The 25,396-nt window shown below is 42.4% G+C and carries 23 protein-coding genes and 1 pseudogene; 22 read left to right on the top strand and 2 right to left on the bottom strand.

Translation table 11 applies throughout. The features are described 5' to 3' along the window. From ACTNEW_RS09585 to ACTNEW_RS09570, 4 genes are all read left to right on the top strand, one after another. Positions 1-325, top strand: a 325-nt coding sequence (locus ACTNEW_RS09585) for a formate--tetrahydrofolate ligase (protein WP_441060317.1), incomplete at its 5' end; no start/stop codon positions are given. A 125-nt stretch (positions 326-450) separates the two neighbouring features. Next, positions 451-1,080, top strand: coding sequence for a cyclodeaminase/cyclohydrolase family protein (locus ACTNEW_RS09580; RefSeq protein ID WP_441060315.1), 630 nt, complete (start codon positions 451-453; stop codon positions 1,078-1,080). Between the two features lie 27 nt (positions 1,081-1,107). Further along, complete coding sequence (locus tag ACTNEW_RS09575; protein WP_441060313.1) at positions 1,108-1,962, top strand: bifunctional 5,10-methylenetetrahydrofolate dehydrogenase/5,10-methenyltetrahydrofolate cyclohydrolase; 855 nt, start codon at positions 1,108-1,110, stop codon at positions 1,960-1,962. Beyond that, entirely contained in the window at positions 1,959-2,792 is an 834-nt protein-coding gene (locus ACTNEW_RS09570; RefSeq protein ID WP_441060311.1) for a glucosaminidase domain-containing protein, read from the top strand. Before ACTNEW_RS09575 ends, ACTNEW_RS09570 begins: the two co-directional genes overlap by 4 nt. 116 nt (positions 2,793-2,908) lie before the next feature. Here the strand turns inward: ACTNEW_RS09570 and ACTNEW_RS09565 are convergent, their stop codons facing one another. Next, positions 2,909-4,414 (bottom strand): 4Fe-4S dicluster domain-containing protein, encoded by a 1,506-nt coding sequence (locus ACTNEW_RS09565; RefSeq protein WP_441060309.1) that lies wholly within the window; start codon positions 4,412-4,414, stop codon positions 2,909-2,911. 674 nt (positions 4,415-5,088) lie between these two features. Here ACTNEW_RS09565 and ACTNEW_RS09560 point away from each other — a divergent pair. From ACTNEW_RS09560 to ACTNEW_RS09540, 5 genes are all read left to right on the top strand, one after another. Next, positions 5,089-5,568 carry a complex I 24 kDa subunit family protein gene (locus ACTNEW_RS09560; protein ID WP_441060307.1) on the top strand — a complete coding sequence of 160 codons (480 nt, stop codon included), beginning with the start codon at positions 5,089-5,091 and terminating at the stop codon, positions 5,566-5,568. Further along, positions 5,565-7,436, top strand: a complete 1,872-nt coding sequence (locus ACTNEW_RS09555) for an NADH-ubiquinone oxidoreductase-F iron-sulfur binding region domain-containing protein (protein WP_441060305.1) — start codon at positions 5,565-5,567, stop codon at positions 7,434-7,436. Before ACTNEW_RS09560 ends, ACTNEW_RS09555 begins: the two co-directional genes overlap by 4 nt. Before the next feature lie 15 nt (positions 7,437-7,451). Beyond that, complete coding sequence (locus tag ACTNEW_RS09550; protein ID WP_441060303.1) at positions 7,452-9,140, top strand: [FeFe] hydrogenase, group A; 1,689 nt, start codon at positions 7,452-7,454, stop codon at positions 9,138-9,140. A 138-nt stretch (positions 9,141-9,278) separates the two neighbouring features. Then, a complete protein-coding gene (spoIVA, locus tag ACTNEW_RS09545; protein WP_441060301.1) occupies positions 9,279-10,748 on the top strand; it encodes a stage IV sporulation protein A in 1,470 nt (489 codons plus the stop codon). 79 nt (positions 10,749-10,827) lie between these two features. Further along, entirely contained in the window at positions 10,828-11,061 is a 234-nt protein-coding gene (locus ACTNEW_RS09540) for a helix-turn-helix domain-containing protein (RefSeq protein ID WP_441060299.1), read from the top strand. A gap of 59 nt (positions 11,062-11,120) precedes the next feature. Here ACTNEW_RS09540 and ACTNEW_RS09535 read toward each other — a convergent pair. Then, positions 11,121-11,309, bottom strand: a pseudogene (locus ACTNEW_RS09535) (IS1634 family transposase); the annotation flags it as partial. A gap of 191 nt (positions 11,310-11,500) precedes the next feature. On the opposite strand from ACTNEW_RS09535, the gene ACTNEW_RS09530 reads away from it, so the two are divergent. The 13 genes from ACTNEW_RS09530 (at position 11,501) to ACTNEW_RS09470 (ending at position 25,393) form a co-directional block, all read left to right on the top strand. Next, positions 11,501-12,670 (top strand): hypothetical protein, encoded by a 1,170-nt coding sequence (locus ACTNEW_RS09530; protein WP_441060297.1) that lies wholly within the window; start codon positions 11,501-11,503, stop codon positions 12,668-12,670. 231 nt (positions 12,671-12,901) lie between these two features. Further along, complete coding sequence (gene glmM, locus ACTNEW_RS09525; RefSeq protein ID WP_441060295.1) at positions 12,902-14,287, top strand: phosphoglucosamine mutase; 1,386 nt, start codon at positions 12,902-12,904, stop codon at positions 14,285-14,287. Between the two features lie 229 nt (positions 14,288-14,516). Next, complete coding sequence (locus ACTNEW_RS09520; RefSeq protein WP_441060293.1) at positions 14,517-16,556, top strand: polysaccharide biosynthesis protein; 2,040 nt, start codon at positions 14,517-14,519, stop codon at positions 16,554-16,556. Between the two features lie 4 nt (positions 16,557-16,560). Continuing rightward, positions 16,561-17,238, top strand: a complete 678-nt coding sequence (locus tag ACTNEW_RS09515; protein ID WP_441060291.1) for a transcription termination/antitermination NusG family protein — start codon at positions 16,561-16,563, stop codon at positions 17,236-17,238. Positions 17,239-17,404: 166 nt separating this feature from the next. Next, positions 17,405-17,917 carry a hypothetical protein gene (locus tag ACTNEW_RS09510; RefSeq protein WP_441060289.1) on the top strand — a complete coding sequence of 171 codons (513 nt, stop codon included), beginning with the start codon at positions 17,405-17,407 and terminating at the stop codon, positions 17,915-17,917. A gap of 759 nt (positions 17,918-18,676) precedes the next feature. Next, a complete protein-coding gene (locus ACTNEW_RS09505) occupies positions 18,677-19,159 on the top strand; it encodes a VanZ family protein (RefSeq protein WP_441060287.1) in 483 nt (160 codons plus the stop codon). Positions 19,160-19,191: 32 nt separating this feature from the next. Continuing rightward, positions 19,192-20,013 carry an aldolase/citrate lyase family protein gene (locus ACTNEW_RS09500; RefSeq protein ID WP_441060285.1) on the top strand — a complete coding sequence of 274 codons (822 nt, stop codon included), beginning with the start codon at positions 19,192-19,194 and terminating at the stop codon, positions 20,011-20,013. Beyond that, entirely contained in the window at positions 20,013-21,218 is a 1,206-nt protein-coding gene (locus ACTNEW_RS09495; protein ID WP_441060283.1) for an alanine racemase, read from the top strand. The genes ACTNEW_RS09500 and ACTNEW_RS09495 overlap by 1 nt, the downstream gene beginning before the upstream one ends. 67 nt (positions 21,219-21,285) lie before the next feature. Then, a complete protein-coding gene (locus ACTNEW_RS09490; RefSeq protein ID WP_441060281.1) occupies positions 21,286-21,969 on the top strand; it encodes a sugar transferase in 684 nt (227 codons plus the stop codon). 17 nt (positions 21,970-21,986) lie between these two features. Next, complete coding sequence (locus tag ACTNEW_RS09485) at positions 21,987-22,913, top strand: branched-chain amino acid transaminase (RefSeq protein ID WP_441060279.1); 927 nt, start codon at positions 21,987-21,989, stop codon at positions 22,911-22,913. A 14-nt stretch (positions 22,914-22,927) separates the two neighbouring features. After that, complete coding sequence (locus ACTNEW_RS09480) at positions 22,928-23,695, top strand: glycosyltransferase family 2 protein (RefSeq protein WP_441060277.1); 768 nt, start codon at positions 22,928-22,930, stop codon at positions 23,693-23,695. A gap of 10 nt (positions 23,696-23,705) precedes the next feature. Continuing rightward, positions 23,706-24,596, top strand: a complete 891-nt coding sequence (locus tag ACTNEW_RS09475; RefSeq protein WP_441060275.1) for an alpha-1,2-fucosyltransferase — start codon at positions 23,706-23,708, stop codon at positions 24,594-24,596. Continuing rightward, on the top strand, positions 24,593-25,393 hold the full coding sequence (locus ACTNEW_RS09470; protein ID WP_441060273.1) for a glycosyltransferase family 2 protein: 801 nt from the start codon (positions 24,593-24,595) through the stop codon (positions 25,391-25,393). Before ACTNEW_RS09475 ends, ACTNEW_RS09470 begins: the two co-directional genes overlap by 4 nt. Positions 25,394-25,396 lie beyond the last annotated feature (3 nt).

Below are 25,396 nucleotides of genomic sequence, written 5' to 3'. Positions count from 1 at the left end.
CCAGATCGTACAGAAGATCTACGGCGGCAAGAGAGTAGTTCTTACTGCAAATGCTCAGAAACAGGCAAAACAGCTGGAAGCTATGGGCTTTGGCAACTGCCCGATCTGTGTGGCAAAAACACAGTACAGCTTAACCGATGACCAGACCAAACTGGGTGCTCCGACTGATTTCGAAGTAACTGTACGTAACCTGAAGATTTCCGCAGGCGCAGGCTTCATCGTAGCCCTTACAGGTGAAATCATGACCATGCCTGGTCTTCCGAAAGTTCCGGCTGCAGAAAAGATCGATGTAGACGAAACAGGAAAGATCACCGGTCTGTTCTAAGTAAACGAATTTATCAGGATATCATAGAATAAAATTCCATGCGAGAGGATCTTACCCGTAAAATAGAAGTATGATTGCAAGGGTGAGCTATCCTCCCGCATAATAAAATAAAGGAGGAACTTCCCATGGGATTTTCAACCAGTACCTGTACTGAGTTTGTAGAAGTGCTTGCTTCCAAAGCACCTGTTCCTGGCGGCGGCGGCGCATCCGCGCTTGTTGGTGCAGTAGGAACCGCACTCGGTAATATGGTAGGAAGCCTTACCGTAGGTAAGAAAAAATACGCAGATGTAGAAGAAGAAATGTGGGAGCTGAAAGCAAAATGTGATCAGCTTCAGAAAGACCTGCTTCGCTTAATTGAGAGAGATGCAGAAGTATTCGAGCCGCTTTCCAAAGCATACGGAATGCCGAGAGAAACCGAAGAAGAAAAAGCAGAAAAAGCAAGAGTAATGGAAATCGTTCTGAAAGAAGCCTGCTCTGTGCCAATGGAAATCATGGAAAAATGCTGTGAGGCCATTGATCTTCTTGTAGAATTTGGAGCAAAAGGTTCCAAGCTTGCCATCAGTGATGCCGGAGTCGGCGCTGCTTTCTGCTGTGCAGCACTGAAAGGTGCCAGCCTGAATGTGTATATCAATACCAAATCCATGGCTGATAGAGAATATGCGGAAGAGCTGAACAAAAAAGCAGATGCAATGCTTGAAAAATACACAAAGATCGCTGATGAAACGTTTGACAGCGTATTAGGAAGACTGAAATAAGATTTCTGAAGAAAGAGGAATATAGAAATGGCAAAACAGTTATTAGGTAAAGAAGTTACCGCAGCATTAAATGAAAGAATCAAAGCAAATGTGGCAGAACTGCAGGCAAAAGGTGTGAATCCTACTCTCTGCATTATCCGTGTAGGCGAAAATCCAAGTGATGTATCTTACGAAAAAGGAGCAACCAAACGTTGCGAAACTCTTGGTGTCGCATGCGAAAAAATCCTTCTTCCGGGAGATGTTACACAGGAGGAACTTCTTGCAACAATCGATAAAGTAAACAAAGACGATCATATTCATGGCGTACTTCTGTTCCGTCCGCTTCCGAAACATCTGAATCAGGCAGTCATCGAAAACGCACTGGCAGCAGAAAAAGACGTTGACTGTATGACAGATCTTTCCATGTCCGGTGTATTTACAGGCAAGCAGCTTGGTTTCCCGCCATGTACGCCACAGGCATGTATGGAAATTCTTGATCATTACGGAATCGACTGCACAGGCAAAAAAGCAGTTGTTATCGGCAGAAGCCTTGTTGTTGGAAAACCTGCAGCCATGATGCTTGTTAAGAAAAATGCAACCGTTACCATCTGCCATACAAAGACTGTAGATATGCCGTCTGTAGCGAGAGAAGCAGATATCCTTATCGTAGCTGCAGGCCGCGCAGGTGTTGTTGGCGCTGAATACGTAAGAGAAGGCCAGACTGTCATTGACGTAGGTATCAACGTAAATGCGGAAGGTAAACTTTGCGGTGACGTTGATTTTGCAGCAGTTGAGCCAATCGTAGATGCAATTACACCAGTTCCTGGCGGTGTTGGAAGTGTTACCACATCCGTTCTGGTTGGACATGTTGTTGAAGCAGCTATGAGAAAAGTAAACGCATGAGAAAACGTTCCGGAAAAAATAAAAAACTTCTCTGGAAAATAAAAGTACTCGCGGGTGTTCTGATTATTGGGACACCCGTTTCCCTTTCTGTATGGAAACATTTTCCTTTTTCGATCATCAGTGAGGGAAAAAATACAACGATGGCTCTGACTGCAGAAGCAGCTTCGCAGGAAACAGATTACAGTCAGGAAGGACAGATTGGAAAACCTTCCGGTTCCAGTGTATTTGGTAATTCCGAGTCAGATGATTCGACGGACAATACGTATGGATACTATACAATCATGGGAAAAACAACGGCCTCGGAAACAGATATGGTTTCTCTGTTCAATAGTCAGAATGCAGAGTATCCGTCTGCTGTTCTGGAAGACGGAGGCGCAGGTACGATTGAGGATTTCTGCTGCATTATGACGGAAGAAGCAGAAGCAGAAGGTGTGCGGGCAGAAGTGGTATTTGCCCAGTCGATGCTGGAAACAGGATGGCTTCAATACGGAGGGGATTCCAGCGCAGAGCAGTTTAATTTTGCAGGGCTTGGTACGACAGGCGGCGGAGTAGCCGGTAATTCATACCCGGATGTGCGGACTGGAATCCGTGCACAGGTGCAGCATCTCAAAGCCTATGCGTCGTCAGAACCCCTGAATCAGGAATGCGTGGATGATCGTTTTGATTATGTGACAAGAGAAAGCTCCCCCTATGTGGAATGGTTGGGAATTCAGGAAAATCCATACGGATGCGGATGGGCAGCCGGAGAAAATTACGGGTATAAAATAAGAGTGATTCTTGCAGAATTAAAAGGAACCGAATACCATATGCCGGATGAAGCAGAAGACTGAGTTTTCGAGCATGTTTGAGTCATCAGTGCTGCGGATTGTTAAGAGGAAAATTGAAAAAAGCTGTCGGAGAGTCAACACTATACTTCCGACAGCTTTTTTATCTTACAAGAGCAGGATTAATCCAGTTCGATTTCTTCCAGTTCTTTCGAAGGAAGCTTCGTGGAAGAAGAAGCTACAAATTGCTGAAGTGCCTTGGATGATTTTGCAAAAGGAACGTTGGTTCCGGCTCCGCCCATACATCCTCCCGGGCAGGCCATACCTTCAATCATACATCCTTTCAGTTTGCCGGCTTTTGCCAGTGCAAGGACTTTTTTACATTCGGCGAGAGTTTCGGCATGTTCGATATGTACCGGGACATCCGGATAGTATTCTTTCAGACATGCTTCGATTGCGCCTGCCACACCGCCTGCGACTGCGTATCCACGACCAGCAGCGGTTGCATCATGTAGAGAGGAATCACCTTCAAAAGAAGCGGGATCAATTTCTTTTGCATCAAACATGGCAGAAAGCTCTTCAAATGTAACAACAAAATCCACATCACTTCGAATGGTTTTCCGCATTGCTTCCAGCTTTTTGGACGCACATGGTCCGATGAATACAACTTTACAATCCGGATGCTCCTGTTTTACCTTTCGTGCAGTAGCAACCATTGGAGTCAGTTCCTGAGAAATATTATCGATCATGGCAGGGAAATATTTCTTTGCCATCATAGACCAGGAAGGACAGCAGGAAGTAAGAAGGAACGGAAGATTTCCGGTGGCAACTTCATTTGCGTAATGATGTGCTTCCGAGATCGCACCGATATCGGCACCAAGCGCAACTTCATAAACATTGCTGAACCCAAGCACTTCCAGCGCGGCTTTGAATTTACGTGGAGTGACATCGTCACCGAACTGACTGATATAAGCCGGTGCAACGATCGCAATAATTTTGTTTCCTTCCCTTAAGGAATGAGCCAGCTGGAAAATCTGGGATTTATCAGAAATAGCGCCAAAAGGACAGCTGACCATACACATACCGCAGGATACACATTTGTCATCTACAATTTTTGCACGGCCCTGTTCGTCACTGGTAATGGCTTTGACACCGCAGGCACGTTCGCATGGGCGTTCCTTATGAACGATTGCATCGTAAGGACAGACTGCTTTGCATTTGCCGCATTTGATACATTTTTCCTGATCAATGTGAGAACGTCCGTTAACCATGGAGATGGCACCGCGCGGACATGCCTGCATACAGGGATGAGCTACACAGCCTTTGCACATATTACTGACTTCGTATTTGTTCGGCGCACATGCCGCACATGCAGAAGGAATGACCTGCATAAGAGGCGGTTCGTAATATTTTTCGTCAATATTGCTGGCTTCCAGGCCATCGGTCAGATGGACCGCCTTATTTTCCGGACGAAGGGAAAGCCCCATGGCAAGGCGGACACGTTCGCTTGCAACAGCTCTTTCGCGGTAGATACTGTCACGGTATTTCGCACGCTCTTCCACAATATTGTATGGAATCGCTTCAATATCATGGATCAGGGTTTCATCTGTAGATTCAAATCCGATTCTGGCAACTTCTGCAAAAATTTTCCGGCGTATATCTCTGACCGGCGTATCAAGATTTCTCATAATTTACTCCTATATACTGTTATTTATTTCATGAATAATCATCTTCACTAAGTTATCATATAAGAAAAGCAGCGAAAAATCAATGGATGAACAGGAATGTTCATCAACAAATACATAAACTGCTGTGAAGAAAGAAAAGAAGGAAGAAAAGAATCAGATGTTTCTTATTTCGTAAAACTGGTATAAAAAGAGAATCCCGAGAAGAATCGTCAAATTATTAACAATCACGTCAAATTAATGACTATGCAAAATGACCATAAAACAACATATATAATAAGATAAAAATAACTTTTCTACAAATCATTTTAAAAAAATGAAAGATAATTCTTGTTTAAAATGCCAATATCATGTATAATACAACTATGGTTAAATGTTAATAATAGCCAAATGCAAGTTTGGAACAGGTTCGTAAAAATGAACAAAAAGGCAATTATATTTAACAAACGGTAAGCCCGGCGTATTATGAACACAAACTATAATACAAAATCAAAACCGCGAGAATCATGAAAGATCAGAAACACCGAACAAAAGTGGGATTACTGTACAGAAAAGAACATACAACAATCAGCCGGAGAGGGCGGACAAAAAGAATCCGGTTAAGCAAAACATCACCCCAAACTGCATAAGCAAAACATCAAAAAGACACTACAAAATCATTTTAAGGAGGGAAATGAATGTTAGACCAGTCTTATTACAAAAAGGCAGATGAGATTATCGAGCATTATGGCCGCAAGGCCGGATCGTTAATTCCCATCATGCAGGACATCCAGGCAGAATATCGTTATCTGCCGGGTGAGCTTCTCACTTATGTAGCTGCCGAGATCGGTATCACGGAAGCCAAAGCATTCAGCGTTGCTACATTCTATGAGAATTTTTCCTTTGAGCCGAAAGGCAAGTACATTATCAAAGTATGTGACGGAACCGCGTGTCATGTAAGAAAGTCCATGCCTGTAAAAGAGGCCATGATGAAAGAACTGGGGCTGAGCCACAAGAAACACACCACAGATGATATGATGTTTACAGTGGAAACAGTATCCTGTCTTGGTGCCTGCGGACTTGCACCGACATGTACAGTCAATGATGAAGTACACCCGAAGATGACCCCGGAAAAGGCAGTTGAGCTCATTGAAGGATTGAGAGGTGAGAAGGCATGAGTATAACCTGTAAAGAAGATCTGTTAACCAAACAGTCAGAAGTTCAGAAAAATATCGCAAATTATACCTGTCGTGTCCTTGTCTGTTCCGGTACCGGATGTATTGCATCCGGCGCACAGAAAATCTACGACGAAATGGTAAAACTCTGTGAGAATGTTGACGGCGTTCAGATTGAAATGCAGAAAGACATCCCGCATATTGGTGTGATCAAAACCGGATGTCAGGGTCTGTGTGAACTTGGACCTCTGATGCGTATTGAACCTTATAATTACCAGTATGTACATGTACAGATTGAAGACTGTAAGGAAATCGTCGAGAAAACCGTTCTCGAGGGAAAACCGGTAGAACGTCTTTTCTATAAACATGACAATGAAATCTGCGAGCATCCGGATGACATTCCTTTCCTGAAGCTGCAGACCAGAATCGTATTGGAAAACTGCGGTAAGATTGACGCAGAATCCATTGATGAATATATTGCTGCAGGCGGATTCCAGGCACTTGCAAAAGCATTGTTTGATATGACTCCTGCAACGGTTATTGAAGAAGTTACCAAATCAGGCCTGAGAGGCCGTGGCGGCGCAGGATTCCCGGCAGGCAAGAAATGGAGTCAGGTAGCCCGTCAGAAAGAAAAAGACCGCTACGTTGTATGTAATGGTGACGAAGGTGACCCGGGTGCATTCATGGATGGCTCCGTAATGGAAGGTGATCCATATAAGATGATCGAAGGTATGATCATTGCAGCTTATGCAGTCGGAGCTGAGAATGGATACATTTATGTACGTGCAGAATATCCGCTTTCTGTCAAGAGACTCCGTATGGCGATGGAACAGGCGGAAGCTTACGGTCTGCTGGGTGACAATATCCTCGGATCCGGTGTAAACTTCCATTTACATATCAACCGTGGTGCCGGCGCATTCGTTTGTGGTGAAGGCTCTGCCCTTACCGCATCCATCGAAGGCAATCGTGGTATGCCGCGTGTAAAACCGCCTCGTACCGTAGAAAAAGGTCTCTGGGAAAAACCAACCGTTCTGAACAACGTAGAAACCTATGCAAACGTACCGAAGATCATTCTTCAGGGTGCAGACTGGTTCCGTACCATTGGTACAGAGGGCAGCCCGGGAACCAAGACATTCTCTCTGACAGGCTCTATCGAAAATACAGGACTTATTGAAGTTCCGATGGGAACCACTCTTCGTCATATCATCTATGATATCGGCGGCGGACTGAAGAGCGGTGCAGCATTTAAGGGCGTTCAGATCGGCGGACCTTCCGGCGGATGTCTGATTGAAGAACAGTTGGATCAGCCTCTGGATTTCGACTCTGTAAAGAAACTGGATGCAATCATGGGATCCGGCGGTCTCGTAGTTATGGACGAAAACACCTGTATGGTTGAAGTTGCCCGCTTCTTCATGAGCTTTACTCAGCGTGAAAGCTGCGGTAAATGTGTACCATGCCGTGAAGGTACCAAGCGTATGCTTGAGATCCTGGAAAGAATTGTAGATGGAAAAGGCCAGATGTCTGACCTTGACGAATTGGAAGAGCTTGCAACCATGGTACAGAGCATGGCTCTGTGCGGCCTTGGCAAGAGCGCTCCGCTTCCTGTAATCAGTACCCTGAAACGCTTCCGCGACGAATACGAGGAACACATCAAAGATAAGAAATGCCGTGCAAAAGTCTGCACAGCACTCCGCAGATTCCATATCAATCCGGAATTCTGTATCGGATGCGGCAAATGTGCGAAGAACTGTCCGGCAGGTGCCATCCATGGCAAGATCAAAAATCCATATAAGATTGACAATGATCTTTGTATTAAGTGCGGCGCATGTAAAGATAACTGTAACTTTGATGCAGTTTATGTGGAAGCATAGAAGGGAGGATATACTATGGGAACTATGACAATTGACGGTAGAAAAGTCGAATTTACCAATGAAAGAAATGTCCTGACCGTTATCCGTAACGCAGGAATCAATATTCCGACATTGTGCTACCATTCCGAGTTATCCACTTTCGGTGCATGCCGTCTTTGTACGGTAGAAGATGACAGAGGCAAAACATTTGCTTCCTGTTCAGAAGAGCCAAGAGACGGAATGGTTATTTATACCAATACAGCAAGAATTCGTAAATACAGAAAACTGATCATTGAGCTGCTTCTCGCATCTCATTGCCGCGACTGTACCACCTGCCGTAAGAGCGGTGAGTGTAAACTGCAGGAGCTGGCACATAAGCTTGGAGTTCGTGAGATCCGTTTTGATAACTATAAAGAAGAGCATCCGATCGATTTCTCTTCCCCATCTATCGTACGTGACCCGAACAAATGTATCCAGTGCGGTAACTGCGTACGTGCCTGTGAAGAATTACAGGGTGTAGGAGTTCTCGGTTTTGCACATCGTGGTACAGAAGCAATTGCTACAACAGCATTTGATAAACCGATCGCAGAAACAGATTGTGTTAACTGCGGACAGTGCCGTGTATATTGTCCGACCGGTGCAATCACCATCCGTTCCAACAGAACAGATGTATGGGATGTACTGGCTGACAAGAATGTACGTGTCGTTGCCCAGATCGCTCCGTCTGTACGTGTTGCGGTAGGTGAACATTTCGGATTGCCGAAGGGCAAGAGCGCAATGGGAAGAATCGTAAATGCACTCCGCAAGATGGGATTCGATGAAGTTTATGATACAAACTTCAGTGCCGACCTGACTATTATGGAGGAGTCTGCTGAATTCCTGAGAAGAGTGGAAACAGGAGGAACACTTCCGCTTCTTACCTCCTGCTGTCCTGCATGGGTGAAATTCATTACAGATCAGTATAAAGATTATATTCCGAATCTGTCCACATGCCGTTCCCCGCAGGGAATGCTGTCAGCAGTAATCAAAGAGTATTACCGCCAGCCTGAGAATGCAAAGGGCAAAAAGACAGTAGTTGTATCCATTATGCCATGTACAGCCAAGAAATACGAAGCTAATCGTCCGAACAGCTATACTCATGGAGAAAAAGACACCGATATCGTTATCACCACAACAGAACTGATCCGTATGATTCAGGAATACGGTCTGGATCTTTCCAAACTTGATTCCGAAGCATGTGATATGCCGTTTGGTTATGGTTCCGGCGGTGGTGTGATCTTTGGTGTTACCGGCGGTGTTACTGAGGCGGTTCTTCGTCGACTGAGCCCGGATCACAGCGTTGAATCTCTGCAGGCAATCGCAGACTGCGGTGTGCGTGGTACGGATGGTATCAAGGAATTCACAGTTCCGTATAACGGAATGGATGTTAAGATCTGTGTTGTAAACGGACTTGCAAATGCAAGAAAAGTTATGGACCGTGTGAAGAACGGAGAAGCAGAGTATCATCTGATCGAAGTTATGGCGTGCCGCCGCGGATGTATCATGGGTGGTGGACAGCCGACCGGTGCAGGCGACAGAACCAAGGCAGCCAGAGCAGAAGGAATCTACAATGCAGACAAAGCAACCATCATCAAGAAATGTGATGAGAACCCGCTTATCGTTGGTTTGTATGAAGGCTTCCTGAAAGGTAAAGAGCACGAACTGCTTCATAATGAGTTCTATTAATAATAATTTTCAGAGGAACAATGGGAAACGGCCACAGGATATGTGGCCGTTTTTTTCACATACATATAAAAAGAACCCGGAGCATATAAATATAATAATACATGCGATTGTGTAAATCTATGCAAGGGGGCTTTTATTATGGAAAACTTTCAGATTTACCGGGATATTCAGGCGCGGACGGGCGGAGATATATACATAGGCGTTGTTGGACCTGTACGGACTGGAAAATCCACTTTTATCCGAAGATTCATGGAATTGACAGCGCTTCCCGGAATGGAAGAGGAGAAGCAGTCTGAAGTCCGGGACCAGCTCCCTTTGAGCGGTTCCGGAAAACTGATTACAACTGTGGAACCCAAATTTATCCCGAAAGAAGCAGTTCCTGTTCTTCTGGGCGGAGAGCAGAAAGTAAAAGTAAAACTGATCGACTGCGTAGGATTTCTTGTGAAGGATGCTTCCGGTCATATGGAAGAAGGCCGGGAGCGCATGGTAAAAACGCCATGGTTTGAAAAATCAATCCCATTCCATGAAGCAGCACAGATCGGTACACGCAAAGTGATTCAGGAACATTCTACCATAGGCCTTGTTATCACCACAGATGGCTCTTTCGGAGAAATTCCAAGAGAAAATTTCCTGGAAGCTGAAGAAAAAACAGTCAGTGAATTGAAGAAGCAGGGAAAACCATTTCTGATACTCATCAATTCTCAGACACCATACAGAGAAGAAACATTAAAGCTGGCCAGAGAATTGCAGGAAAAGTACAATGTCACAGCGTTAACCGTCAATTGTGAACAGCTGCGAAAAGAGGACATACCAAGAATTCTGGAAAATATCCTGTATGAATTTCCGGTAAGCGAAATCCAGTATTACATTCCCAAATGGCTGGAAATGCTTCCTATGGACCATGAATTAAAGAAGCAGATCATTTCACAAATCCGGGAGAAAATGAAAAAGCTTTCCCATATTCGTGATATAAGCAAAGAATCTGTAAAACTGGAAGGTCCTTATGTACAGGAAACGATTATGGAAAATGTCAGTCTTTCTGACGGAAGTGTACGAATCCGCATACAGATTGATGAAAAATATTATTATCAGCTGCTGAGTGAAATGTGCGGGGTTCATATAGAAGGCGAATACGATCTGATCCATACGCTGAAAAACCTTTCTGCCATGCGTGAGAAATATGTAAAGGTGCAGGATGCTCTGGAGTCTGTCCGCGGCAGCGGATATGGAGTTGTTGTCCCGGAATTGAATGAAATCAAAATGGAAGACCCCACAGTGATCAAGCAGGGAAGCAAATATGGTGTCAAGATCCGATCCAAAAGTCCTTCCATCCATATGATCAAGGCAAATATCGAGACGGAAATCGCGCCTATCGTAGGCACACAGCAGCAGGCAGAAGATTTGATCCAGTATATCGGAGAGAGCAGCCAGAGAGGAGAAAGTATCTGGGAAACCAATATTTTTGGAAAATCCATCGAACAGCTTGTGCAGGATGGCATACGCAGTAAAATTGCATCCATCACAGAAGAAAGCCAGGTGAAACTGCAGGATACCATGCAGAAAATTGTGAATGACAGTAAAGGCGGGCTGGTATGTATTATCATTTAAAACGTGATTATAACATTTTTCTGTCGTACTAATATTGAACATGAAAAAAGTTCTAGAGAATGGAAATGAGGGAGTACGAATGAGAAATGATAAATTGCTGCCGGAACTGATCAAAAATCTATGCGATGAAAAAGAAATGTCGTATTATAATCTTGCCAGTGCATCTGGAGTTCCAATTACTACGATTATGAATATCGTTCACGGGATTACGAAAAATCCAGGTATTTTTACAATTTTGAAATTATGTGACGGGCTGAATATATCTGTTCATAATCTGATCGAAAAAATGGAAGATACAGATGGAATAGAATAACGTCAGAAATAAGTTGTATATGCCAGAGTTTTATACTCTGGCATTTCATATTGAAAAAATCTTGCACGCTCAATCTGACGATTTCTGATAAATCGTTGGTATTCCATCATCTTTCTGGAAAACGTGATGATGATCTTCTGCTTTACGGTTGCTTTTGATTTTACCTTGCACTTGCGTCCGTTTTTCATAATCTTTTCTTCATAAAAGCCAAAGTCAAATGCTTTGTCTGCCGTGATGATCTTGTAAGCCTTGTGTAACTGTCGAAGACCCGTGTACAAAAAAATCATGAACTATCTATTTTCAAGCATGAACGGACATACTGCACGGAAAAGCAGACTTGCACTTCCAGGAATATAATGATACAATATTTAAGAAATGCATAAATAAGATATTAATTTTTTAAGAAATTGTAAATATTGCTTATGTTTGGAGGCTCGAAATGGCTGATCATATTACGACAACCGGTTATCGTATCCGAACAATTCGTTTAATTCTGGAATGTCCTCATCCGGAATGGATGAAAGAAAACCAAAAGCTCTATCACGAACTGCAGTTATTTTATCATAAGGTTCTGACAGATCATCCTGAATTGCATGAATATGGAAGTCAAAACCTCATGCGTGAATTGGAAAGGCTCACCGTATCATCAAAAAGTAACCCAGAACCAGAAATACCGCTTCCCTGGAACAAAGTTCCTGCGTACTTCCGGCGTGCTGCCATTAACGGTGAAATAGCTGCTCTGAAAAGTTTGTTAGCAAAAAATGGTGATATAAAAGATGAAAAATTTCCGGAACGTTCGGCGGCACAGAATTCTGTTGTACTCTATCAGAGACTGTACCGGAATTTTACAGGCAGGCGAATTACTGTAAATATTTGGAATGGGAGAGAATGGATCTGGGAAGAATGCCGTCTCCATGGTAATGAACTGCCTGACATGGAAAAAGAAGGAGTAAGATGGCTGTCACCATCTATTGTAATTAGCCGGAATCATTACTTCCTTCATGTTCCTGTCCGAGAACCTGTATATGATGCAAGAAAACTGAAGCAACGCATAACTGACAGAGCAAATATTTGCGCCATACAATTTACCAACAGAGACGCATTTGCAGTAGCATGCATTTTGAATGCAGAAGGTGATCAACTCTCTGTTCGATATTTTAAGGGTGGTGCTCAGTATCGCAGCCAAAGCAGTCGCTGGCTGGATTATATCAGAAAAAGTCAAATGAGTATGGGCAGTCATGGTCAGCCCAAAGCTGACCAGAAATACTGGATGCACCTTAAAAATCTGAATGAATACTGGGCACATAAGATCAGTCGAGACATTCTGAATTATGCGATTGAATATCAGGCAAAAGTAATTACCTGGGAAGAATATGAGCCTGAATACTCCAAAGCTGTCCTCAAGCAGGCCGGAAACTGGTCTCCGCTTCACCTGAGCAGCAGAATCAAAAAATATCTGACTTATAAATCGTGGGGATCAGGAATCTTAGTTGCTGCTATAAAGACATTTCAAATAAAAAACCGGACATTCACTGCCGGAGACAAAGACTTACAGCGTGCAAGGATTATCGGGAAGCAATTTATGAATAATTTTGATAAACAAGTGTAATACACTTTGTTTATTCTCAAGCGTTATCTGCGTTGTCAGCAGATGTAATTGAGATGATAGATATCAGGAAACTGAGAACAGGTACAGAACTAATAGTTCTGTATTTGAGGTCGAACACCGCCTTCTGCCTCCGCAAAGAGGACGTAAAGATGACAAACCGTGCCATACATGGCCGGTACGTTGAGTGTTCGAAGTTATAAGAATGAAGTAAAAATACAAAGGGGAAAGACAATGGGAAAATATTTTGGAACCGACGGCTTCCGTGGGGAGGCAAATGAGAATCTGACGGCAGATCATGCATATAAAGTAGGTCGTTTCCTTGGCTGGTATTATGGGGAAGTGAGACGCATAGCAGGTGATGATACACCTGCGCGCATTGTTATTGGCAAGGATACAAGACGCTCCAGTTACATGTTTGAATATTCTCTGGTAGGCGGCCTTGTTGCTTCAGGAGCAGATGCTTATCTGCTTCACGTTACAACCACACCATCAGTAGCTTATGTGGCAAGAGTGGATGATTTTGACTGCGGTATTATGATCAGTGCTTCTCACAATCCCTATTATGACAATAGAATCAAGCTGATCAACAGCAAAGGTGAGAAGATGGATGAAGCTACCATCGGCTTTGTAGAGGATTATCTTGACGGTAAGCTGGAATTGTTTGGCGAAACATGGAGAGAAGTTCCATTTGCCCATAAGGATAAGATCGGTCGTACCGTTGACTATGTTTCGGGAAGAAACAGATATGTGGGTTATCTGATCTCGCTTGGCATGTACAGCTTCAAGGGAGTGAAAGTAGGTCTTGACTGTGCGAACGGAAGCTCCTGGAATATTGCTAAATCAGTTTTTGACGCACTGGGAGCCACAACCTATGTGATAAATGCGGAGCCGGACGGCTATAACATTAATACCAATGCAGGTTCTACTCATATAGAAGGACTTCAGAAATTTGTTGTTGAAAATGGTCTGGATGTGGGATTTGCCTATGACGGAGATGCTGACCGTTGCCTGTGTGTTGATGAAAAAGGAAATGTAATTTCCGGTGATCATATTCTTTATATTTATGGCAAATATATGAAGGAAAGAGGAAAGCTCCTTACCAATACTGTAGTCACAACGGTTATGAGCAACTTCGGACTTTATAAAGCATTTGATGAAGCCGGAATTGATTATGCTAAGACAGCAGTCGGAGACAAATATGTTTATGAATATATGATGAACAATGGCTGCCGTATCGGCGGCGAACAGTCCGGTCACATTATCTTCTCGAAATATGCAAGCACCGGTGACGGTATTCTGACAAGCCTTAAGATGATGGAAGTCATGATGGCGAAAAAGAAAAAAATGAGTGAGCTTTCAGAAGGGCTCGTTATTTACCCACAGGTTCTGCAGAATATTCGTGTGAAAAATAAGGCTGAAGCACAGGCGGATGAAGATGTGCAGAAGGCAGTTCAGGCTGTAGCTGATCAGCTTGGTGATACAGGAAGGATTCTGGTGAGAGAATCCGGTACCGAACCGGTGATCCGTGTCATGGTAGAAGCAGAAAGCAAAGAAGTCTGTGAGAAATATGTCCAGGAAGTGATTACCGTAATTAAAGCCAAGGGACATGTCTTGTAATCATACCGCTGAATAAAGACGGATCTTTTTGCTAAAGTGAAACGAAATGTCGTGAATAAACAGAGACATTATTGTAAACCGTACTTGACAAAAATCAACAGGGTATTATAATTAGACTGTGTCTGGCCGGATTCGAAAATTTTCGGAAAAATCCATGACAAGAAATGAATACCATAGTGATTTGCACTATGAAAAGAAGAGTATGAAATAAAGAAAAAGGATTGACATTATGTTTGAGAAAGAAACTTCTGATAACGCAGAAAAAAAAGAAACAAGAAAAAAACGCAGGCGCCTGGAGCACTGGCAGGTTATCGCGTGCTATCTGATGGTGTATGACGCTATAGCCGTGAATGTTGCATACCTGTTAGCGTTATGGGTACGTTTTGACTGCCGATATTCCAGTATACCGGTGGATTATCTTCATGGATATATGAAGTTTGCGCCCTGGTATACTGTATTTTCAATTCTTGTATTCTGGTTTCTTCGTCTGTACAACAGTGTGTGGCGTTTTGCCAGTTACAGTGAGCTGGTAAGGATTGTTGTATCTTCTGTTATTACGTCTGTTTTTCATATTATTGGAATTACATTCGGAGTCATTCGTATGCCTGTATCTTATCATATTATTGGTACAGGAATACAGCTGCTGCTCATTGCAGGAATCCGGTTTTCGTATCGTTTTATACTCCTTGAAAGGAGTCGAAGGAATCAATCCAGGGAAGGCGTTGTTCATCGTGTAATGCTTATTGGCGCAGGTGCAGCAGGTCAGGTGATCCTTCGTGAACTGAATCACGCGAAAGAGACAAAAGCAAGAGTTTGCTGCATCGTGGATGATAACCCGAATAAGTGGGGACGTTATATAGAGGGGATTCCCATTGTAGGAGGAAGAGATGATATTCTTCTCAACGCAGAAAAATATAAAATAGATCAGATTTTTCTTGCAATTCCAAGCAGCTCAGCAGAAGAGAAAAGAGACATTCTTGATATCTGTAAAGAGACAGGCTGTGAACTTAAAGTACTTCCGGGAATGTATCAGCTTGTCAATGGGGAAGTTTCTGTGAGCCAGATGAAAGATGTGGCTGTAGAAGATCTTCTGGGACGTGATCCCATCAAAGTCAATATGGAAGAAATCTTTACATATCTCAGCGGCAAAACGATTTTGGTAACCGGAGGAGGAGGCTCCATCGGTAGTGAACTCTGCCGACAGATTGCTGCCCATGAACCGAAACATCTGATTATTTTTGATGTCTATGAGAATAATGCCTATGATATCGAACAGGAGTTAAAGAGTAAATATCCGAAACTGAACCTGACCGTATTGATAGGTTCCGTACGAGACAGCAGAAGAATCAACAGTGTCTTTGAAAAGTATAAGCCGGATATTGTATATCATGCAGCCGCGCATAAGCATGTACCGCTTATGGAAACAAGCCCGTGTGAAGCAATTAAGAATAATGTGATGGGGACCTATAAAACTGCATATGCGGCTTTGATGAACGGATGCCAGAGATTTGTACTTGTAAGTACTGATAAAGCTGTGAATCCAACGAATATTATGGGTGCCAGCAAACGACTGTGTGAAATGGTTATCCAGACCATGGATAAGATCGGCAAAGAGAATAAAGAAGACTTACTTCCATCACTGTGCGGGCATTTTGAAGATGGTGATGAATATCGTCAGAATATTAGTAAAAAGATTGAGAAACTTGGAAGCAGTACAGAATTTGTTGCTGTACGCTTTGGAAATGTGCTTGGAAGTAATGGTTCAGTAATTCCTTTGTTTAAAAAGCAGATTGAAAAAGGTGGTCCGGTTACGGTAACGCACCCTGATATTATTCGTTATTTTATGACGATTCCGGAGGCAGTAAGCCTTGTTTTACAGGCGGGAACTTATGCAAAAGGCGGGGAAATCTTTGTCTTGGATATGGGAGCACCGGTGAAGATTGATACATTGGCAAGAAATCTGATTAAGCTTTCAGGATATAAACCGGACGTAGATATTAAAATTGTGTATACGGGATTACGACCCGGGGAAAAGCTTTATGAAGAAAAGCTGATGGCTGAAGAGGGGATGACAAAAACACCTAATGATTTGATTCATATTGGAAAACCGATTCCATTTGATGAGGTGAATTTTCTTAAACAACTTGAACTATTAGCTGAATCATGTTATAGTAACAGCGCTGAAATTGTTGATCTGGTAGAAATAATTGTTCCTACATATCATCCTTCAACGAAAATGGTATCAGAACAAAATATGAAGGGTCTGTAATAATATGAAAAACTGGTATATCCTGTTTGTCCAGACAGAGAAGCAGAGTCAGCTGTGCTTCCTTCTTGAGCAGGAAGGAGTTCACGCATTCCTTCCCATGATGGAGTATTATCGCAGAGATCGAAGGGGATTGGCAGAAAAGCCTATGTTCCCGGGATATATCTTCGTACAGTCAGAGCTTACTCAGAAAGAATTCGATGACCTGCTGGATTCCATGAAGGAAAGACGGTGGGGATTCATCAGACAGTTGAAGGAAGAAGGAGGTTCTGCTCTGACAGAGGAAGAGAAAGCCTTCTTCCAGTGGCTTCTGGATGATGGCGGAACAGCCCGCATGTCCTACGGATATCTGAATCCTGCAGGAACGGCAGTCATCACCTATGGTCCATTAATCGGTTGTGAGAGACATATCCGAAAGACGGACAGGCATAACCGTTTGGTGTTGATGGATTTTGCTTTCAGGGAAGAACCGGTAAAGCTGGGACTGACTATCCTGACTATGAAGGAACTGAAGGAGCAGGAACTGTATACAGAAGAAACTGAGAGTAAGATTCTGAGAAACAAAGAAAAGGGTGCAGATAAAACAACCGAAGAAGAGAGAGTTATCAAAGTCTTTGATGAAGAACTTCAGGAAGAAGTAGAAATCGATATAGAAGCACTGATAGGCAAAATGACGCAGTTGTAGCTGGTTTACCGCACGATTGTGGGATTTGAACATAGCGGAGCAGGGACCTCATTCCGGGTGGATGAGGAATGGCGAAGCTATGTCTTTTCGCAGGAGTTAGTGTGAATGAAGGGAAGGAAAAGTGAAGAAAAGGATAATAACAATCGGATCGTGGATAGGCATATTTATGGCAACAGTGATTGTTGCGTATGCTGTTACGAAACTGTTTTTTATGAAAAGTCAAACTTCAGACTTCTCAAAGAAGCAAATATTTCAGTTTGACCTGGACACCGGTTTGAGTAGTGGCGAAATTGCGCCGGGAGACAGCTTTTCTGTGAGTCCTGTGATCTTCAATGATTCTACAGAAGAGATGTATGTGTTTATTCAAGTAGATATGCCGGAAACTGGTAATGGAATGCTTTACTCGTTTGATGCTGATGATGATTGGTGTTTTCTTAGTGAGGATGGAGGCACGGTCGTTTATGCTTATGGTAATTCTGAGATGACAGCATTACAACCGGGAGAAAGTACAAGTGCTTTGACTGAACAGATGAAAATGAATGAAGTTAGTAATGCAGAGTATGCTTCTATTGACGATATAAATATTACAATTACCGGTTATGCAATTGGGACAGAGAATATGTCTACGAATCCAATAGAATCATGGAATCAATGCATGGAGATAGGAAATATTCAATAGTAGATATTAGTCCCTAATCATCTATCAACCTAACAAAACTACCAATCCAAACCCTCCATAATGCACCCGTATTCGTTATTATTCACTACTTTTCACCCTTCCAACCACTCTACAGAACTAAAAACCACACCAGAAATGGCGGGGAAGTGAAAAAGAGAGTGGCGGCGAGAAGGAAAAAGGTGAAAAGGGGTGCAGATGAGCACAGGAGAAAGAGAAAATGAGGGTTAGAGAGGTGTATATCGACACCAATCCCTAATTATCTATCGACCCTCACTTTCACCTCCAATGCCTAATCATCTATCGACCCGAGAAAAGTACCTGCTTCTCGACACCTATCCCTAATTATCTATCTACCTAACAATTACGCCAATTTTACTACTCACTTTTTGGTGAGTATGACGGTGCTGGAGGGGTGGAAATGAGGGGAAAAGAGAGGTTGAAAATGGGTGGAAAAGAGGAAAAAAGAGGTGCATGTAGGGGTGAATCCCTAATCATCTATCTACCCTAAAAACCGCACCACAACCGTGTGGAGAACACCACTCCAAAACAATAGAAACCACACAAAACAGTGTGGAAAAGGTAGCGATGTGGAGCAGATGAGAAGGATGAGATGCGTGGTTGAGTAGATTGGTTGGTTGAAAAGGGATATATGACCACACCGGGTATGGTGTGGATGAAGAAAAGTAGAAAAAGCAAGGGGAGAAAAGCCCTGAAACCAAAATACCAATAAACAAAAATACCACAGGAAGGGGGAAAACGATGGATTTTACAGGTTCAATAATCAATGAATTCAAATCCCTCCCCTCGTTTTGGTGGCTGTGGTTAATTGCCGCGTTTGTTGGGGTGTGGGTCATTGATGGGAAAAAGAATATAGCACGACCTTTGCTCGTCACATATATTCTCTTCATCTTGATGGAGACAGTTATTGGGAGGAAGGCAGGGATAGGTCAGGTGGAACTTACCCCCTTCTGGTCCTACAGTCATCCAGAACTGAGGATGGAAATAGTTCTCAACTATATCCTCTTCATTCCACTGGGTTTATTGCTCTATTTGTGCTCTGGAGAGAAGTTTGGACTCCGCGTGGTAATGGCAGGATTCCTGCTCTCCGTTTCGATTGAAATAGTTCAATTGGTATTTCGGATTGGCCTATTTGAATTCGATGACATGATTGGGAATACGGTTGGCTGTCTTATTGGAGTTGTGGTTGGGAAGATGTGTGGAAGAAACCACGCAAATAAGTAAGGACAAAAGAAAAGGAAGTAAGAGGGGAAGAAATGGCGCTCAAATTAATGTACATAACTAATAGACCAGATGTTGCTCTGATTGCTGAAAAGTACGGAGTAGATAGAATCTGGATTGATTTAGAGACGCTGGGGAAAGAAGAGCGTCAAAAAGGGATGAATACGGTCAAGTCTAATCACGCTGTGGATGATGTGAGAAGGATAAAGCCGCTTCTTTCCACCTCAGAAATGTTGGTGAGAGTAAACCCGTGGAATGAGAACTCGGTAGAGGAAATAAATGATGTTGTAACTGCAGGAGCAGATATCATCATGCTCCCTATGTGGAAATCTGCTGCTGAAGTTACAAAGTTTCTTTCTGTCGTGGATGGAAGGTGTAAGACCACCCTTCTTCTTGAAACCAAAGAAGCTGTGGAGTGCCTGGATGAGGTGTTGGAAAACGGTGGCATGGATGAAATTCATATTGGCCTTAACGATCTTCACCTCTCCTACGGCATGACATTCATGTTTGAGCTTCTGGCGAACGGAACAGTTGAAATGCTGTGTAAGAAGATCAGGGAGAAGGGACTTCCATATGGCTTTGGCGGCATTGCTAGGCTTGGAACCGGAGACCTTCCGGCAGAAAAGGTAATAATGGAGCATTGCCGTCTCGGGTCTACTAGAGCAATTCTTTCTCGTAGTTTCTGTGATGTGTTCAAGATGAGTGATGTTGACGAGATAGAGAAGGTTTTTAAGGAGAATATGGCGGACTTGATCGCCTACGAGGAAAAGGTCAGTAAGATGACTGACTTTAAAGAAAACCAGGAAGAAGTAATTAGAGACGTAGCTAGAATCGTTGAAATGAAGAAGGGGAAATAATGGTTATCAATAGTACTGTAATCGAGGGCTTAAGAAAAGAATATGGAGAGGCGTTCTACCTTCTGGATTCCGACCAGTTTAGGACAAACTTCCTGGAATTGAAGGAAGCATTCTCTTCAATATATCCGAAATTCAATATCGCCTATTCCTACAAGACAAACTACACACCAAAGTTCTGCAAGATTGTAAATGAGCTTGGTGGATATGCAGAAGTCGTTTCCGAGATGGAAATGGAACTGGCGCTTAGATGTGGAGTTGAGCATTCCCGCATCATCTGGAATGGGCCAATTAAAGATAAAGAGAGAATGAGTGAATTCCTGCTTGCTGGAGGAACGGTAAACATCGATTCCGTCAGTGAGGCAGAGTATATAAAGGAGTTGGCGAGAGCTACTGATAAGGTTCTCAGCGTGGGAATACGCTGCAACTACGATGTGGCTGACGGAGTTGTTTCCCGATTTGGTTTCGATGTAGATGGTGAGGACTTCAAGAAGGTTCTTGAAATTGTAACCACAACACCAAATCTCCACTTCATTAATTTCCAGTGCCATTTTGCAAAGCGCCAGATTGAGTATTGGCCAGCAAGGGCAAAGGGCATGGTTGAACTGTTGGATAGAGTTGGCGTGATACCGGAAAGAGTGGACATCGGTGGTGGTCTATTTGGTAAGATGGCCGATTCACTTAAGGCTCAGTTCACTTCCGAGATTCCCGATTATAAGGAGTATGCAGAAGCAGCAGCCACAGTCTTTGCAGATTACTTCAAAGGGAAGGATAATGCCCCAGAGCTTATCATCGAGCCGGGTTCAGCAGTTGTGGGTGACTGCATGAAATTTGTGGGCACAGTCAAGACAATCAAGAATGTCAGAGGTAAGTATTTTGCTTCCGTTCTTGGCAGTCAGAAGAATATCAGCATGACAGGCATCAATCCTCCTATGGAAGTTGTGCATATGAGTGCTGGTGAGGAATACGAGGAAGTAGACCTTGTAGGTTTCACCTGCATTGAGGGGGATGTTCTTTACAATAACTATACCGGAGAACTTGCAGTGGGTGATGCAATTGTAATCAGCAATTGCGGTTCTTACTCACTGGTCATGAAACCTCCATTTATCCTACCGAACTTCCCTGTGCTCGACATCTGTGGTGAAGTGGTTGAGGTAATCAAGAGAGCAGAAACATTCGATGATATTTTCCACACATTCAACTATTGATGTGTAGTTGGGGTGGAAAAGGGATTGTGACTGATGGGTAGAGAAGTTTTGAAAAAGAGTGGAGAAAATGAAACAGATTAGTTTGTTTATAAAAAGAGCGTTTGATATCGTCTCTTCGGGGATTCTAATCATCCTGCTGACACCTCTTTGGATTGTCATTGCTATTGCAATTAAGAGGGATTCGGAAGGACCTGTATTCTTCAAGCAGGGAAGAAGAACAAAAGACGGACGAGTGTTCCAGATGTTGAAATTCAGATCCATGGTTGTGAACGCTGAGAAGATGGGTGCTGGTCTCTTCAATTATGAGAATGACCCACGTGTTACCAAGGTGGGAAGAAAACTCAGAGACAGCAGTCTTGATGAGCTTCCACAGCTATTCAACATCTTCATGGGAGACATGTCAGTTGTTGGCCCTAGACCTTGTGTTACATATGAGCTTGGTGATTTTGAAACGCTCAATAAAAGATATAAGAAGAGATTTGAAGTTAAGGCTGGGTTGACCGGTTTGGCTCAGATTAAGGGTCGTAATGATATCAGCTGGGATGAGAAAGTTACATACGACAATGAGTATGTAGACCTGTTCAATAAGTATGGCTTCCTGATTGATATCAAGATTGGTCTGCTATCTGTTTTCAAGGCATTTAAGCACGAGAAGATTTATGAAAACAAAGCTGATGAGTCAATGAACGATCAAGAAGCTGCAAAGGCTGAAGAAGCTGAAATTATCAGACTGGCGCATCTGCCGGATTAAAAAAGGAGAACAAACGTATGAGATACGATGTTGCAAATAGAAGAATTTGGTTCAAGGGAGAAATCCTTAACGTCAATGACGCAAAAATTAATGTACTCGCTCCCACATCACAGTTTGGTTTGAATGTTTTTGAAGGCATTCCTTGCTATTGGAATGATGAAGAAAAACAGCTCTATGCCTTTAGACTGGATGAACACTATGACCGTCTTATCCGCTCTGCAAAGCTGATTCAGATTGATAATCCTTACAGTAAGGAAGAAATGAAGAAGGCTCTTGTGGATGTAGTAAAGGCAAATGAATATGATGAGAACCTTTCCGTTCGTCAGACGCTGTTTGTAGATGGATTTGGTTCCTGGGGATCTGCTGATCCTGTTGATATGTTTGTTGCTCCAATTCCAAGAGGTAGAACAAGCGCTGAGTACAACAAGAAGGGACTTAACGTCTGCGTTACTTCCTGGAGAAGAATCAGCGATGAAACCCTGTCTCCTAGAATCAAGTGTGGGGCCAACTATATCAATAGCCGTGTTGGCCAGAGAGAAGCGCTGCGCAACGGCTACGATACATGTCTTTTCCTGAACGAAGCTGGTAAGGTATCTGAAGGACCTGGTTCTTGCTTCTTTATGATAAAAAACGGGGAGTTGATTACTCCTCAGCTCACGGACAGCGTTCTTGAGAGTATCACAAGAGACACAGTAATAAAGATTGCTGAAAGCAAAGGTTATAAGGTTGTTGAGAGAACAATCGACAGAACAGAACTTTATACCTGCGATGAGGCATTCCTCTGCGGTTCTGCAATGGAGATGACTCCAGTGTTGAGCGTGGATAAGTACGTTATCGGCAACGGTGATACTGGCGCTATCACAAAAGAACTCCACATGACATATCTTGATGTGGTTAGAGGTAAAGTAGAGCAGTTTAAAGATTGGGTAACACCGATTTATTAATAGGAGAGAGCTGGATGGAAAGGCAGTATGTTAAAGGAAGAGTATCGGTAATCACACCGGTATACAATGTCGAAAGGTATATTGATAAAACGTTGGAGTCTGTATTTTCTCAGACTTACAAGGATATTGAGATTGTACTGGTAGATGATTGCTCGAAAGATAATTCTGCCCAGATTATTGCTAAGTACAAAGAATCTCATCCTGAGATAGTTTATTTCCTACAGCCTAAGAATATGGGAGCAGGTGCAGCAAGAAACAAGGCGTTGGAACTCGCCAGCGGTCAGTATGTAGCATTTCTTGATAGCGATGATTTGTGGTTGCTGGAAAAGACGGAGAAGCAAATAAAGTTGATGCGGGAGAAGAATAGCCCCTTCTCATATGCTGCAATTGAGATGATGGATGAAGAAGGTAACACAATCAAGGGAAAAAGAAATCTCCGCGAAACTTGTGATTATAAGTATCTCCTTCATAACACAATCATTGCCACATCATCTGTAATCGTTGATAGAACTGTACTGGGTGATTTCAGAATGCCTCTTAGAAGAGGTGGCCAGGATTATGCAACCTGGTTGAGCCTGCTTCGAGGTGGAGCTGTGGCATGTGGTATTAACGAGACTCTGGTACGTTACAGAGTTGGAAGCAACTCCCTGTCATCCAATAAGTTCAAGAGTATAAAGCAGGTTTGGGAAATCCAGACACAGGATGAGAAGATCAATAAAGTGAGTGCGGCATTTCATGTGTTTTGCTTTTGCGTAAATGCTGCAAAGAAGTATTTTCTGTGAGGATGAATTAATGAAGAAAGTTGTCACAAGAATGCTGGGTGGATTAGGTAATCAGCTATTTATTATTTCTGCTGCATATACTCTGGCCTCCAAGGATAGTAGTGAAATTGTATTAGATACTAGAGAATACAAAACATACAAAACAAGGCGGTTTGAACTATTAGAAATAATAAATGATGATAATGTTCGATTATATGACGAAAAGAAAGATAAGTCGTATGTTTTTGATGTAAGCAGATTCGCCTATCATATTGCGCAAAAGTTTATTAATCCTCAGAAAAAAATGAGCGTTATATTATCAAAAACAGGCCTTGTATATACAAAGAGAAATGCAGAAGGCATGAATGTAGACATCCATCGTGATACTGCTTATCTGTATGGGTACTTTCAAGATGCAAGAATGGCGAAAAGAGTAAAAGCTTTATTAAATGAAAAAATTAGAAATTTTGACTTTCCATATGTTCTAGACCCAAATATGAACTATATTGGCATAAGTATTCGCTGGGGATTAGACTATATCAAGCAAGGGTGGCCAATATGCTCAAAAGAGTATTTTGAAAACGGGGTGAACGAGATTGTTCACGAGAAATATGGGAACGAAAAAGTTTGTGTGTTGGTTTTCTCAGACGAAATTGAGAAAGCAAAACAGTTAGAGTTTGATGCGGAGAAAGAATTTGTAGAAGGGCTATCAGCTGCACAACAGCTAAACTTGATGAAGAAATGCCAAGATTTTGTAATTTCTAATAGTTCATTCTCATGGTGGGGGGCATTTCTTGGGGCAACTGATAACAGTATAGTAATCGCACCAAATATTTGGTATGACACGAAAGAACCTACTGAAAACACACTTTTAACATATGAGAATATGAGAATACGAGATATGGGATGGAATAATATATGAAAAATGTGGATTTTGTTTTTGTTCTTCTGACATATAGAAATTTTGTTGATTTACAGGAGTTTATTGAATCAGCTAAATCCCAAAAGATTAATGCGGCATATATTGTTGTTGATGCTTTTTATGATAATGAGAGCTCAGAGAAGATTAAAGCTGTCGCGGAGATGGCTCAGGCAGATTATTTATCTGTCCCTAATAAAGGGTATAGCTATGGTAATAATTATGGAATTAAGTTTGCCAAGAAAAACTATGATTTTAAGTTTTTGATTGTTTCTAATCCGGACATTGTACTGAAACAGTTTTCTATAGACCATTTAGAAGGTATGGAAGATAAGGTGATTGGCCCTAAAATCATCAATCGCAGAAACCAGTTACAGAACCCAATGTTTGTATCAGAGAATTTGCTCGCGCAGAGATTTGTATACAAGGGATTGAAAAATCATAATAAGTTATATTTTTATTCCGGGATTGCACTGAACAAAATAAGACGAGCAATTTTTCTGAAATCTCATGGAGAAAGTATATCATCGGTATACCAGTTGCATGGTAGTTTTGTGATTTTTGGGAGACTAGCATTAAATAGAATTGAAAAAGTTTACGATGAGAATATGTTCCTTTTTGCAGAGGAGAGTTATCTGGCAATCAAATTAAAAATAGAGGGTATATGTTCCATATATAACCCTCATATTATTGTAAACCATAAGGAAGATGGATCCATGGGTTTTAGAAATGATATAAGCAATCAATTGAAGGAAGCAAATATTTATGTCTTTGAAAAGTACTATGGATTTAAGGATTAAGCC

This window comes from Blautia sp. HCP3S3_G3, assembly GCF_052063365.1.
In the GTDB taxonomy this organism is placed as follows: domain Bacteria; phylum Bacillota; class Clostridia; order Lachnospirales; family Lachnospiraceae; genus Blautia_A.
The sequence above is the reverse complement of the archived record's forward strand: the minus strand, read 5'-3'. Positions and strand labels throughout refer to the sequence as shown.

What these genes read in the sequence shown, in the direction of transcription:
- ACTNEW_RS09505 (WP_441060287.1), top strand. Translation starts at nt 18,677, where the DNA reads ATGGATTTTACAGGTTCAATAATCAATGAATTCAAATCCCTCCCCTCG.
- ACTNEW_RS09475 (WP_441060275.1), top strand. Translation starts at nt 23,706, where the DNA reads ATGAAGAAAGTTGTCACAAGAATGCTGGGTGGATTAGGTAATCAGCTA.
- ACTNEW_RS09550 (WP_441060303.1), top strand. Translation starts at nt 7,452, where the DNA reads ATGGGAACTATGACAATTGACGGTAGAAAAGTCGAATTTACCAATGAA.
- ACTNEW_RS09575 (WP_441060313.1), top strand. Translation starts at nt 1,108, where the DNA reads ATGGCAAAACAGTTATTAGGTAAAGAAGTTACCGCAGCATTAAATGAA.
- ACTNEW_RS09520 (WP_441060293.1), top strand. Translation starts at nt 14,517, where the DNA reads ATGTTTGAGAAAGAAACTTCTGATAACGCAGAAAAAAAAGAAACAAGA.
- ACTNEW_RS09510 (WP_441060289.1), top strand. Translation starts at nt 17,405, where the DNA reads ATGGCAACAGTGATTGTTGCGTATGCTGTTACGAAACTGTTTTTTATG.
- ACTNEW_RS09480 (WP_441060277.1), top strand. Translation starts at nt 22,928, where the DNA reads ATGGAAAGGCAGTATGTTAAAGGAAGAGTATCGGTAATCACACCGGTA.
- ACTNEW_RS09580 (WP_441060315.1), top strand. Translation starts at nt 451, where the DNA reads ATGGGATTTTCAACCAGTACCTGTACTGAGTTTGTAGAAGTGCTTGCT.
- ACTNEW_RS09515 (WP_441060291.1), top strand. Translation starts at nt 16,561, where the DNA reads ATGAAAAACTGGTATATCCTGTTTGTCCAGACAGAGAAGCAGAGTCAG.
- ACTNEW_RS09485 (WP_441060279.1), top strand. Translation starts at nt 21,987, where the DNA reads ATGAGATACGATGTTGCAAATAGAAGAATTTGGTTCAAGGGAGAAATC.
- spoIVA (WP_441060301.1), top strand. Translation starts at nt 9,279, where the DNA reads ATGGAAAACTTTCAGATTTACCGGGATATTCAGGCGCGGACGGGCGGA.
- ACTNEW_RS09555 (WP_441060305.1), top strand. Translation starts at nt 5,565, where the DNA reads ATGAGTATAACCTGTAAAGAAGATCTGTTAACCAAACAGTCAGAAGTT.
- ACTNEW_RS09530 (WP_441060297.1), top strand. Translation starts at nt 11,501, where the DNA reads ATGGCTGATCATATTACGACAACCGGTTATCGTATCCGAACAATTCGT.
- glmM (WP_441060295.1), top strand. Translation starts at nt 12,902, where the DNA reads ATGGGAAAATATTTTGGAACCGACGGCTTCCGTGGGGAGGCAAATGAG.
- ACTNEW_RS09470 (WP_441060273.1), top strand. Translation starts at nt 24,593, where the DNA reads ATGAAAAATGTGGATTTTGTTTTTGTTCTTCTGACATATAGAAATTTT.
- ACTNEW_RS09495 (WP_441060283.1), top strand. Translation starts at nt 20,013, where the DNA reads ATGGTTATCAATAGTACTGTAATCGAGGGCTTAAGAAAAGAATATGGA.
- ACTNEW_RS09490 (WP_441060281.1), top strand. Translation starts at nt 21,286, where the DNA reads ATGAAACAGATTAGTTTGTTTATAAAAAGAGCGTTTGATATCGTCTCT.
- ACTNEW_RS09500 (WP_441060285.1), top strand. Translation starts at nt 19,192, where the DNA reads ATGGCGCTCAAATTAATGTACATAACTAATAGACCAGATGTTGCTCTG.
- ACTNEW_RS09565 (WP_441060309.1), bottom strand. Translation starts at nt 4,414, where the DNA reads ATGAGAAATCTTGATACGCCGGTCAGAGATATACGCCGGAAAATTTTT.
- ACTNEW_RS09540 (WP_441060299.1), top strand. Translation starts at nt 10,828, where the DNA reads ATGAGAAATGATAAATTGCTGCCGGAACTGATCAAAAATCTATGCGAT.
- ACTNEW_RS09570 (WP_441060311.1), top strand. Translation starts at nt 1,959, where the DNA reads ATGAGAAAACGTTCCGGAAAAAATAAAAAACTTCTCTGGAAAATAAAA.
- ACTNEW_RS09560 (WP_441060307.1), top strand. Translation starts at nt 5,089, where the DNA reads ATGTTAGACCAGTCTTATTACAAAAAGGCAGATGAGATTATCGAGCAT.